This window comes from Nocardioides cavernae (genome assembly GCF_016907475.1).
Lineage (GTDB): Bacteria > Actinomycetota > Actinomycetes > Propionibacteriales > Nocardioidaceae > Nocardioides > Nocardioides cavernae.
The window spans coordinates 576,678-588,093 of the sequence record NZ_JAFBCA010000001.1 but is presented as its reverse complement, the minus strand read 5'-3'; the positions used below and the strand labels follow the sequence as shown (position 1 = coordinate 588,093).

The following is an 11,416-nucleotide window of genomic DNA, read 5'->3' as shown; positions in this document are numbered from 1 at the left end:
CCGACGCCCCGGCTCACGGGTGGCTCACGACTGGCGGAGGCGGACGGGAATCGAACCCGCCCGACCCAGCTGCTGGGTCGCAACGGTTTTGAGGACCGCGTCCGTCACCAGACGAGAACCGCCTCCGCGAGCCAGCCTAGTGCCTGGCGACACGTCTCTCGGTGGCGATCACGTCCGCCTGCACCTCCGCGACGTACGCCGACCACGCGGTGAAGCCGCCCGCCAGGTCGGTCGCCCGCCGCAGGCCCAGCTGCTGCAGGGTGTGGGCCGCGAGGCTGGAGCTGTAGCCCTCGTTGCAGACCAGGACGATGCGCCGGTCGGGGTCGTCGGAGACGGCCAGGCGGTGCGGGCTGGTCGGGTCGAGGCGCCACTCGAGGACGTTGCGGTCGACGACGAGAGCGCCCGGCAGCTCGCCGTCGCGGAGGCGCTGCTGCACCGGCCGCATGTCGATGACGAGGGCCCCACCCGCGGCGACGGCCTCGAGGTCCGCGGGCTCGACCCTGTCGAGCGCCCGCTGGCACTCGGCCAGCAAGCGGGCGATCGCGGAGCCGTCGCTGTACATGTCTCGACACTAGGCGCGCGTCGCCTGCGCCGCCACGGGCAACGGGGTGAGGAGGGACGCCCGGCCGGGTGCCTACATTGGGCGGGTGACCACGCGCGCGAGCACGACCGATCAGGCGATCCGCCTCACCCAGTACGCCGCAGGTGGTGGGTGCGCGTGCAAGGTGCCGCCCGGTGAGCTCGAACGCGTATTGAGCGGGCTCGGACGCGGCCGTGCCTCGGGCGACCTGCTGGTCGGTCTCGACCACGGCGACGACGCAGCCGCCGTGCGCATCGATCCCGCCCCCGACGGCACCGGCCGCGCCGTGATCGCCACCGCCGACTTCTTCACCCCGGTCGTCGACGACGCCTACGCCTTCGGGCGTATCGCCGCCACGAATGCGATGTCGGACGTGTGGGCGATGGGCGGCACCCCGGTGGTCGCGGTCAACCTGCTCGGGTGGCCGCGCGACCGGATCCCCTTCGACGTGGCCGCCGAGGTGCTGCGCGGCGGAGACGACGCGTGCACCGAGGCGGGGGCGTTCCTCGCCGGCGGGCACAGCATCGACGACCCCGAGCCGAAGTACGGCCTCGCCGTCACCGGCCTCGCGGACCCCGACAAGCTGCTGCGCAACGACGCGGCGCAGGTCGGGATGCCGCTGACGCTGACCAAGCCGCTCGGCCTCGGCGTGCTCAACAACCGCCACAAGGCGACCGGCGAGTGGTTCGAGGCGGCGGTCGCGGTGATGACCGAGCTCAACCGCGACGCCAGCCGCGCGGCCGTCGACGCCGGGCTCCGCGCGGCGACCGACGTCACCGGCTTCGGCCTGCTCGGCCACCTGATGAAGATGATGCGCGCGAGCGGCACGACGGCGGTGATCGACGCGGCGGCGGTGCCTTACGTCGACGGCGCGCGCACGTCGCTGGCCGACGGCTTCGTGCCGGGCGGCAGCCGCCGCAACCTCGACTGGGTGCGGCCGCACCTCGACGCCTCCGTCGACGAGGACGAGCTCGTGCTGCTCGCCGACGCCCAGACGTCGGGCGGTCTCCTGGTGGTCGGTGAGCTGCCCGGACACCCGGTCGTCGGCGAGGTCGTGGCGGCCGGCGACCACGCGATCGTCGTCCGCTGACAAACGCACCCCTCTGGTGGTGGACGGACGTCGTACGCCGTCCGTAGGGTCACGAGCCAGCACACACGGTGGAGGTGACGGCATGGCGGAGTCGAGGTCGCTCCTCCCGTGGCCCGTGCTCCGCCAGCTGACGAGTGGCGACCTCCTCGGCCGTGGAAAGGCCGTGCGCTCGCGCCGCACCGACGAGGTCGAGCCGCGCACCTCGACCGCCGACCGCGTCGCCCGCAGCGTCTGCCCCTACTGCGCCGTCGGGTGCGGGCAGAAGATCTTCGTCAAGGACGAGAAGATCGTGCAGATCGAGGGCGACCCCGACAGCCCGGTCAACCGCGGCAGGCTGTGCCCCAAGGGCTCGGCCAGCAAGAACCTCGTCACGAGCGCCCTGCGCGAGACCACGGTCAAGTACCGCCGCCCCCACGGCACCGAGTGGGAGGAGCTCGACCTCACGACCGCCATGGAGATGGTGGCCGACCGGGTGGTGAAGTCGCGGCGCGACGCGTGGCAGGAGCTCGACGAGAAGGACCGTCGGGTGCGCCGCACCATGGGCATCGCCAGCCTGGGTGGGGCGACGCTCGACAACGAGGAGAACTACCTCATCAAGAAGCTCTTCACCGCGATGGGCGCCATCCAGATCGAGAACCAGGCGCGTATTTGACACTCCGCCACCGTCCCCGGTCTGGGGACCAGCTTCGGACGCGGCGGCGCCACCGGCTTCACGGCTGACCTGGCCAACGCGGACTGCATCATCATCCAGGGCTCCAACATGGCCGAGGCCCACCCGGTGGGCTTCCAGTGGGTGGTGGAGGCCCAGCAGCGTGGCGCCAAGGTGATCCACGTCGACCCGCGGTTCACCCGCACCAGCGCGGTCGCGGACAAGCACGTCCCGATCCGCGTCGGCAGCGACATCGCGTTCCTCGGCGGCATCATCAGCCACGTCCTGGAGAACGGCCTCGACTTCCGCGACTACGTCGTCAACTACACCAACGCCGCGACGCTCGTCAGCGACAGGTTCGAGGACACCGACGACCTCGACGGGCTCTTCAGTGGCTTCGACCCCGAGAAGCGCACCTACGACCCCACCAGCTGGCAGTACGACGTCGAGGACGGCCCGGGCCAGCAGAGCAAGGCGCAGGCCGACGACTCCGAGGAGACCCAGGAGCAGCGCGACTCCGCGGCGGGCCTGCAGCACGAGGCCCACGGCATGCAGGTGGAGGGCAAGCCGCGGCGTGACGAGACCCTGCAGCACCCGCGCTGCGTCTACCAGGTGCTCCGCCGCCACTTCGCCCGCTACACGCCCGAGGTGGTGGAGCAGACCTGCGGCGTCAGCCAGGCCGACTTCCTCGAGGTGTGCCGGGCGTGGACGGAGAACTCCGGACGCGAGCGCACCACGGCGCTGGTCTACAGCGTCGGCTGGACCCAGCACAGCGTCGGCGTGCAGTACATCCGCACCGGCGCGATCCTGCAGCTCCTGCTCGGCAACATGGGTCGCCCCGGCGGCGGGGTGATGGCGCTGCGCGGCCACGCGAGCATCCAGGGCTCGACCGACATCCCCACCCTGTTCAACATCCTCCCGGGCTACCTGCCGATGCCCAACCCCGACCAGCACCCGACGCTGACCGACTACGTCGACAGCATCCGCCACCCCGGCAGCAAGGGCTTCTGGTCCAAGGCCGACGCCTACACGGTGAGCCTTCTGAAGGCCTACTGGGGCGACGCGGCGACGGCCGACAACGACTTCTGCTTCGACTACCTGCCCAGGATCACCGGCGACCACGGCACCTACCGCACCGTGCTCGACATGATCGACGGCAAGGTGTCCGGCTACTTCCTGCTCGGCCAGAACCCCGCCGTCGGCTCGGCCCACGGCAGGGCCCAGCGGCTCGGCATGGCCAACCTCGACTGGCTCGTCGTGCGCGACCTCTTCGAGATCGAGAGCGCGTCGTTCTGGAAGGACTCACCCGAGGTCGCGACCGGCGAGATCGTGCCGGAGGAGTGCGGCACGGAGGTGTTCCTCTTCCCGGCGGCGTCGTACGCCGAGAAGGAGGGCACGTTCACCCAGACCCAGCGGATGCTCCAGTGGCGCGAGAAGGCGGTCGACCCGCCGGGCGACTGCCGCTCGGAGCTGTGGTTCTTCTACCACCTGGGCCGGATGGTGCGTGAGCGCCTGGCCGGCTCCACCGACGACCGCGACCGCCCCGTGCTCGACCTGGCGTGGGACTACCCCGTCCACGACGAGGGCGTGCTCGGCACCGAGGGTGCGCGGGCCTGGGGCGAGCCCAGCGCCGAGGCGGTGCTGAAGGAGATCAACGGCTACGAGGTCGCGACCGGTCGCCCGCTGTCGACCTTCATGGAGATGAAGGCCGACGGCTCGACGGCCGGCGGATGCTGGATCTACACCGGCGTCTTCGCCGACGGCGTCAACCAGGCCAACCGCCGCACGTCGCGCCACGACCAGTCGTTCGTCGCCCCCGATTGGGGCTGGGCGTGGCCGTTGAACCGCCGCATCCTCTACAACCGCGCCTCGGCCGACCCCGACGGCAAGCCGTGGAGCGAGCGCAAGGCCTACGTCTGGTGGGACCCCGAGAAGGGCGAGGCGGGGGAGTGGACCGGGCAGGACGTCCCCGACTTCGAGAGGACCAAGCCGCCGTCCTACCGGGCGCCCGAGGGATCCGAGGGCGTCGAGGCCATCGAGGGCGTCGACCCGTTCATCATGCAGGGTGACGGGAAGGGTGCGCTCTACGTGCCGCAGGGCCTCATCGACGGTCCGATGCCCACCCACTACGAGCCGGTCGAGTCGCCGTTCCGCAACCCGCTCTACGGGCAGCAGGCCAACCCGACGCGCAAGGCGTACGACCGCAACGACAACCAGCTGAACCCGGCGCCCCCGGAGGAGCACAGCGACGTCTTCCCGTTCGTCTTCACCACCAGCCGGCTCACCGAGCACCACACGGCCGGCGGCATGAGCCGCTACCTCGAGCACCTCGCCGAGCTCCAGCCCGAGATGTTCGTCGAGGTGTCCCCGGCGCTGGCGCAGGAGCGGGGCCTCGAGCACATGGGGTGGTGCCACGTCGTGACCGCCCGCTCGGCCGTCGAGGGCCGGGTGCTGGTGACCGAGCGGCTGCGGCCGCTGAGGATCGAGGGTCGTACTGTCCATCAGGTGTGGATGCCCTACCACTGGGGCGGCGGTGGCCTCGTCACCGGCGACTCGGCCAACGACCTGTTCGGCATCTCGCTCGACCCCAACGTCCTCATCCAGGAGAGCAAGGTCGGCACCTGCGACGTACGTCCGGGGCGTCGGCCCACCGGTGCCGCGCTGCGCGAGCTCGTCACCGACTACGCCCGACGGGCCGGGATCGTCGACGACGTCCACCCCAGGATCGTCACCGCGTCAGCAGACGCCCAGGCGCGGTCGCTCGCGGCTGCCGAGACCAGCGACGACGACCAGGAGGGCCAGTGATCGGCCGCAAGAGTCTCTTCGGACCGCTCGACCCGGCGGCCGACGCCGGCTACACCGACGCGCCCAAGCGCAAGGGCTTCTTCACCGACACCAGCGTCTGCATCGGCTGCAAGGCGTGCGAGGTGGCGTGCAAGGAGTGGAACGACGTCCCGGAGAACGCCTTCGAGATGCTCGGCACGTCCTACGACAACAGCCACTCGCTCAACGCCAACCAGTGGCGGCACGTCGCCTTCATCGAGCGGCCTGCGTCCAAGCCGGCCGTCGACCTGGGGATGCCGTCGGTCGGCGCGCCGGTGAGCGACGTGGACGAGGACGACAAGCCCGACTTCCAGTGGCTGATGTCGTCCGACGTGTGCAAGCACTGCACGCACGCCGCCTGCCTCGACGTGTGCCCGACGGGTTCGCTGTTCCGCAGCGAGTTCGGCACCGTGGTGGTGCAGGACGACATCTGCAACGGGTGCGGCTACTGCGTCGCCGCCTGCCCCTACGGCGTGATCGACCGCCGCCGTGGGCCGGAGGGCGACCCCAAGGTGGGCATCGCCCAGAAGTGCACGCTCTGCTACGACCGGCTCACCGACGGCCAGCGTCCCGCCTGCGCGGCGGCGTGCCCGACCGAGTCCATCCAGTACGGCGACGTCGAGGAGCTGCGCGAGCGCGCCAACGCGCGGGTGGAGCTGCTCCACGAGCGTGGGGTGATGGACGCCCGGCTCTACGGCAACGACCCCGAGGACGGTGTCGGCGGCACCGGGGCGATGTTCCTGCTGCTCGACGAGCCGGAGGTCTACGGCCTGCCGCCCGACCCCGTCGTGACGACCAAGGACCTGCCGCGGATGTTCACCCGGGCCGGGATGGCGGGCACCGCGCTGCTGATCGGCGCGGCCCTGTCCTTCGTGAGGAGGCGGCCGTGAGCGAGCCGACGGGCGGCCGCGGGTCCGGTGCCGAGGTCCAGCACGGCGGCAGCCCCGGCCGCTCGCGGGGCAGCTCCCGCGGCGGCGACCGGGTGATGGTGCCCGAGGCCGACTTCACCTCCTACTACGGCCGACCGATCGTCAAGGCCGCCCCGTGGGAGCGCGACATCGCCTACTACCTCTTCACCGGCGGGGTCGCCGCCGGGTCCTCGCTCCTCGCGGGCGGCGCCGACCTGACCGACCGACCGGGGTTGCGGCGTGCGGGCCGGATCGGCTCGCTCGTCGCGCTGCTGCTCAGCGTCGTCGCCCTGGTCCACGACCTCGGCAAGCCCAGCCGCTTCCTCAACATGCTGCGCGTGGTCAAGCTGACCTCGCCGATGTCGGTCGGCACCTGGATCCTGTCCCTGCACGCACCCTTCGCCGGACTGGCCTCCGCGGCCGAGCTGGTGGGCATGCTGCCCGCCCGCTGGCAGCGCGGGCCGGTGCGCCTGCTGCTGCGGCTCGGACGTCCGGCCGGCCTGGTCGGGGCCGTGACCGCCCCGCCGTTGGCCGCGTACACCGCGGTGCTGCTCTCCGACACCGCGACCCCGGCGTGGCACTCGGCCTACGAGGAGCTCCCGTTCGTCTTCTGCGGGTCCGCCGCTGCGGCGTCGGGCGGGTGGGCGATGGCCACTGCCCCCGTCGCCGAGGCCGGACCTGCCCGCGCCTTCGCGGTGGGTGGTGCCGCCGTCGAGCTGCTGATGGCCCACCGGATGGAGTCGTCGATGGGCCTGTCCGCCGAGACGCTGCACACCGGGAAGGCCGGCACGCTGATCCGCGCCAGCAAGGTGCTCACCGCCGCCGGTGCCGCGGGCGCCCTCCTCGGCGGCCGCAGCCGACTGCTCTCCGTCGTCTCGGGCACGGCGTTGATGGCCGGCTCGCTCTGCACCCGACTGGGTGTCTACGAGGCCGGGCTGGCCTCGGCCAACGACCCGAAGTACACGGTGGTGCCGCAGCGCGAGCGGGTCGAGCGCGGCGAACAGGTGCGCTACCAGGGCTGAGGTGCCGGCCGGCCGGGACGTCGACCGCACCTGACCTGCGAGACTTCCGGCATGCCGACCACGACCCGCGAGCGCATCGTCGCCGCGGCCGTGGAGATGACGACCTCGTCGGGCTGGGCGGCGGTGACGATGGGTCGGCTCGCCGACGCGGCCGGGGTGAGCCGGCAGACCGTCTACAACGAGGTCGGCTCCAAGCCGGCACTCGCCGAGACGATGATCCTCGAGGAGCTGGCGCGCTTCCTGCAGGTCGTCGAGCGGGCCTTCGACACCGAGCCCGACGACCTCACCCGCGCCATCGAGCGCGCGGTCACCGACGTGCTGACCTACGCCAGCGCCAACAAGCTGCTGCACGCCGTCGTCAGCGCGACCCACGGCGCCGACACCGAGCTGCTGCCCCTGCTGACGACCAACGCCGGCTCGCTGCTCGGCGCGGCCAAGGAGGTCATCAGCGCCCGCGTGGCGCCGTACACCCCCGGAATCGACGCCGAGCACCTCGACCCGGCCATCGACATGGTCGTGCGCGTCGTGCTGAGCCATGTCATGCAGCCGTCCGGGTCGCCCGAGCGGACGGGCGCCGACATCGCCTGGCTGGCCGGTCAGGTCCTGCGCGGCTGAGCCCTAGGGTGGGCGCGTGAGCGGAGTCGTCTGGGGTACGCCGACCGCGCGGGGGATCGTGGCTGCGGCCACGCTCGGTTCGGGGCTGACGCTGCTGGACGGCACGGTGGTCAACGTGGCGCTGAGGTCGATCGGCGCCGACCTCGACGCATCCCTGGCGCAGCTGCAGTGGATCACCAACGGCTACTTCCTCTCGATGGCGTCGCTCATCCTGATCGGGGGGTCGCTCGGCGACCGGCTCGGCCGGCGGCGGGTCTTCGTCATCGGCACGATCTGGTTCGCCCTGGCGTCCCTGCTGTGCGGGCTGGCGCCCAACGCCGAGGTGCTGATCGCGGCCCGGGTGCTGCAGGGCATCGGCGGCGCCCTCCTCACGCCCGGCAGCCTGGCGATGATCCAGGGAGCGTTCCGCTCGGAGGACCGGAGCCGGGCCATCGGTGCCTGGTCGGGCCTCGGCGGCATCGCCGCGGCGCTCGGCCCGCTGGTGGGTGGGCTGCTCGTCGACCACGCGTCGTGGCGGTGGATCTTCCTGATCAACCTCCCGCTCGCGGTCCTGACGGTGTGGCTGGCGCAGCAGTGGGTGCCCGAGACGCGCGACCCACGTGCGCAGGGGCGCTTCGACATCCCAGGGGCCGCGCTCGCCTCGCTCTCGCTCGCCTGCCTCACCTGGGCGCTCACCGATGCCGGGGGGCCGGTGACGCTGTGGGCGGCCGGCGGGGCGCTGGTCTCGGCGATCGCGTTCGTGGTGGTCGAGCGCCGCTCACGCGGGCCGATGGTGCCGCTCGGCCTCTTCCACGACCGCACCTTCAGCGCGGCGAACCTGATGACGCTCCTCGTCTACGCCGCGCTCGGCGCCATCCTGTTCTTCCTCGTGCTGCAGCTGCAGACCGTCAGTGGCTACAACGCGCTCGAGGCCGGGCTGGCCACCCTTCCGATCACCATCTGCATGCTCCTCCTCGCCTCGCGCGGCGGCGCCCTCGGCGAGCGGATCGGACCGCGGATCCCGATGACGTTCGGCCCGCTGGTGATGGCGGTCGGCACGCTGTGGCTGCTGCGGGTCGGGCCCGACGTCTCGTGGTGGCGCGACGTCGCACCGGGGCTCACCGTCTTCGGCCTCGGCCTCGCACTCATGGTCGCCCCGCTCACCGCGACCGTCCTGGCCGCCGCACCCGACGAGGAGGCCGGCATCGCCAGCGGCATCAACAACGCCGTCGCCCGTGCCGGCTCCCTGCTCGCGGTCGCGGCGCTGCCCACGGCGGTCGGCCTCGCGGGTGACGACTACCGCGACGCGGCGGCGTTCGACTCGGCGTACGCCACCGCGATGATCGCCTGCGCGGCGCTCCTCGCCGTGGGCGGGCTGATCTCGTGGTTCACGATCCCCAGCCGCGTCCAGACACCGACTGCCTAGGGTCGGGTCGTGCGCGTACGACGAGGGGCGGGGGTGGCGGCGACAGCCGTCCTGCTCGTGCTGCTCGCCGCGTGCAGCGAACCGGCCGCGCGCGAGGAGCCGGACCCGGCGCCGGACTCGACCACCGAACCGACCGCCGAGCCGACCGAGCCTGCCTCGACGGTCCCCGTGGCCGACCCCGCCCACGCGGTCGACCCGCCCGGCGAGCGCGACGGGCGGCTGTGGAGCGCCGACATCCTCGTGCAGTGGGACAAGGCGATCGACGACGAGCTGCTCGAGAAGATCGAGGCCCTGGAGGGCGTGGCCCACACCGAGCGCATCGGTCTGGGCCAGGTCAGCCTGGAGAACCGGGTGCTCACCGTCGCCTCGGTCGACCCGGGCCGCTACCGCAACTTCACCCAGGCGCAGGTCGCCGACTTCCAGGAGGCGTGGGACCGTGTCGCCGGCGGTGAGCTGGCCATCGACCGCACCGTGGCCAAGCGGCTGGCCGACACGGCGGGGATGATCCGGCTCGGGCCCGAGGACGACGCACCGGAGCTGCACGTGGGTGCGTACACCCCGCAGGTGCCGACCATCGACATGGTGGTCAACACCGCGTGGGCCGAGGACATCGAGATGGCCACCGACAACGGGCTGCTGATCTCCACCGACCGCAAGACGCCGGCGAGCATCCGCAAGCCGCTCGAGCGGCTCGTCGGCAAGGACGCGTCGGTGCAGATGCTCGACGTCGCCTCCCGCATCGGCCTCGACCCCGACGCGAAGCTGACCGCGGTCCCGACCGGTGGCACCCTCGGCAGCGTCGTCGGGACCTTCCGCTACCGCGTCCTCGGCGGCGGCCGCATCGCGCCCGACCCGGCGTGGGTGTCGGCCAACATCCGCACCGAGGTGGTGCCGATCCTCGGCAGCGTCACCTGCCACAAGGACCTCTTCCCGCAGCTGCGCGCGGCGCTGCTCGAGGTGCAGCAGCGTGGGCTGTCCGACGCGATCGACCCCGGCCAGTACGCCGGCTGCTACTACCCGCGCTTCATCGCCGACACGACCACGCTGTCCAACCACTCCTTCGGCCTCGCCCTCGACATCAACACCCGCGGCAACCAGCGCGGCACGGTCGGCGAGATCAACCGTGACGTGGTCGCGATCTTCAAGACCTGGGGCTTCGCCTGGGGCGGCGACTGGCGCTGGACCGACCCCATGCACTTCGAGCTGGCCGAGGTGAAGCGGGCCGGCTGACTCCGACCCTTGCACCCGAGTCTCCCGCTTGTCGGCCGAGATCTGGTGTGACAAGCGGGGAGGTCACCGGATATCCGGTGACTCCAGCGATGGCTAGGGTCGGGCCATGAAGGCAGTCCAGGTCGTCACGCTCACCGGTCCGTCCGACGTCGAGGTGCGCGAGGTCGACCCGCCCACCCAGGGCCACAACGACGTCCTGGTCGAGGTGCACAGCGTCGGTGTCGCCTTCCCCGACCTGCTGCTGAGCCGTGGCGAGTACCAGTTCCGGCCCGAGCCGCCCTTCACGCTCGGCGTCGACTTCGCCGGCGTCGTCCTCGACCCGGGCGCGCCGGAGTCGAGCGCGTTCACCGTCGGCCAGCGGGTGGCCGGGGTGAACCTCAACGGCGGGGCGGCCGAGCAGGTCGCCAACCCGGCGATCTTCACCTTCGCGCTGCCTGACGCGATGTCGTACGACGAGGGGGCGGCGCTGCCGATGAACTACCTCACCGCGCTCTTCGCGCTCGAGGAGCGCGGGGGCCTGCGCGAGGGCGAGACCGTCCTCGTCCACGGCGCCGCCGGCGGGGTCGGCACCGCCACCCTGCAGGTCGCCAAGGGCCTCGGCGCGCGGACGATCGCGGTGGTCAGCACCGAGGAGAAGGCGGCGTTCGCACGGGCCGCCGGGGCGGACGAGGCCGTGGTCGGACCCGACTTCAAGGACGCCGTCAAGGAGCTCACCGGCGGCCGCGGGGTGGACGTCGTCCTCGATGTGGTGGGCGGCGACGCCTTCACCGACTCCCTGCGCTGCCTCGCCGAGCAGGGCCGGATCCTGGTCGTCGGCTTCGCCTCCGGGCAGGGCATCCCGGAGGTCAAGGTCAACCGGCTGCTGCTGGGCAACACCGACGTCCGCGGCGTCGGCTGGGGGGCGTACGCCATGACCCGGCCCGGCTACATGCAGAAGCAGTGGCACCGACTCGTCCCGATGATCGAGGCGGGCGTGGTGAAGCCGCCGGTCGGTGCGACGTACGACCTGGCCGGCTTCGCGCAGGCGCTGGTCGACATGGACGAGCGACGCACGCTCGGCAAGTCGGTCGTACACGTGCGCTGACGCTGGGACC

General features: G+C 72.1%; 9 protein-coding genes, 1 tRNA gene and 1 pseudogene. 9 read left to right on the top strand and 2 right to left on the bottom strand.

Annotated elements, in window-relative coordinates:
* Positions 1-31: 31 nt before the first annotated feature.
* Together JOD65_RS02800 and JOD65_RS02795 are read right to left on the bottom strand one after the other, a co-directional pair.
* Positions 32-126 (bottom strand) — tRNA-Sec (locus tag JOD65_RS02800).
* 10 nt (positions 127-136) lie between these two features.
* The gene (locus JOD65_RS02795; protein WP_191193854.1) at positions 137-562 is read right to left on the bottom strand and encodes a rhodanese-like domain-containing protein; all 426 of its coding nucleotides are present in this window, start codon (positions 560-562) and stop codon (positions 137-139) included.
* An 85-nt stretch (positions 563-647) separates the two neighbouring features.
* Here JOD65_RS02795 and selD point away from each other — a divergent pair, with 85 nt between their 5' ends.
* The 9 genes and pseudogenes from selD to JOD65_RS02750 all read left to right on the top strand — a co-directional run bounded on the left by selD (position 648) and on the right by JOD65_RS02750 (position 11,406).
* Entirely contained in the window at positions 648-1,670 is a 1,023-nt protein-coding gene (selD, locus tag JOD65_RS02790) for a selenide, water dikinase SelD (protein ID WP_191193855.1), read from the top strand.
* An 82-nt stretch (positions 1,671-1,752) separates the two neighbouring features.
* Positions 1,753-2,322, top strand: a complete 570-nt coding sequence (locus JOD65_RS24235; protein WP_191193856.1) for a molybdopterin-binding domain-containing protein — start codon at positions 1,753-1,755, stop codon at positions 2,320-2,322.
* 12 nt (positions 2,323-2,334) lie between these two features.
* Positions 2,335-5,124 (top strand): annotated as a pseudogene (gene fdh, locus JOD65_RS02780) (formate dehydrogenase); the annotation flags it as partial.
* On the top strand, positions 5,121-6,032 hold the full coding sequence (locus JOD65_RS23005; RefSeq protein WP_307820893.1) for a 4Fe-4S dicluster domain-containing protein: 912 nt from the start codon (positions 5,121-5,123) through the stop codon (positions 6,030-6,032). The pseudogene fdh and the gene JOD65_RS23005, both read left to right, overlap by 4 nt.
* Positions 6,029-7,072 carry an NrfD/PsrC family molybdoenzyme membrane anchor subunit gene (gene nrfD, locus JOD65_RS02770; protein ID WP_204810915.1) on the top strand — a complete coding sequence of 348 codons (1,044 nt, stop codon included), beginning with the start codon at positions 6,029-6,031 and terminating at the stop codon, positions 7,070-7,072. Before JOD65_RS23005 ends, nrfD begins: the two co-directional genes overlap by 4 nt.
* A 51-nt stretch (positions 7,073-7,123) precedes the next feature.
* Positions 7,124-7,687, top strand: a complete 564-nt coding sequence (locus JOD65_RS02765; protein WP_191193857.1) for a TetR/AcrR family transcriptional regulator — start codon at positions 7,124-7,126, stop codon at positions 7,685-7,687.
* A gap of 16 nt (positions 7,688-7,703) precedes the next feature.
* Positions 7,704-9,092, top strand: a complete 1,389-nt coding sequence (locus JOD65_RS02760; protein WP_191193858.1) for an MFS transporter — start codon at positions 7,704-7,706, stop codon at positions 9,090-9,092.
* Between the two features lie 9 nt (positions 9,093-9,101).
* The gene (locus JOD65_RS02755; RefSeq protein ID WP_191193859.1) at positions 9,102-10,322 is read left to right on the top strand and encodes a M15 family metallopeptidase; all 1,221 of its coding nucleotides are present in this window, start codon (positions 9,102-9,104) and stop codon (positions 10,320-10,322) included.
* A 106-nt stretch (positions 10,323-10,428) separates the two neighbouring features.
* Entirely contained in the window at positions 10,429-11,406 is a 978-nt protein-coding gene (locus JOD65_RS02750; RefSeq protein WP_191193860.1) for an NADPH:quinone oxidoreductase family protein, read from the top strand.
* Positions 11,407-11,416 lie beyond the last annotated feature (10 nt).

What these genes read in the sequence shown, in the direction of transcription:
- JOD65_RS02750 (WP_191193860.1), top strand. Translation starts at nt 10,429, where the DNA reads ATGAAGGCAGTCCAGGTCGTCACGCTCACCGGTCCGTCCGACGTCGAG.
- JOD65_RS24235 (WP_191193856.1), top strand. Translation starts at nt 1,753, where the DNA reads ATGGCGGAGTCGAGGTCGCTCCTCCCGTGGCCCGTGCTCCGCCAGCTG.
- JOD65_RS02795 (WP_191193854.1), bottom strand. Translation starts at nt 562, where the DNA reads ATGTACAGCGACGGCTCCGCGATCGCCCGCTTGCTGGCCGAGTGCCAG.
- JOD65_RS02765 (WP_191193857.1), top strand. Translation starts at nt 7,124, where the DNA reads ATGCCGACCACGACCCGCGAGCGCATCGTCGCCGCGGCCGTGGAGATG.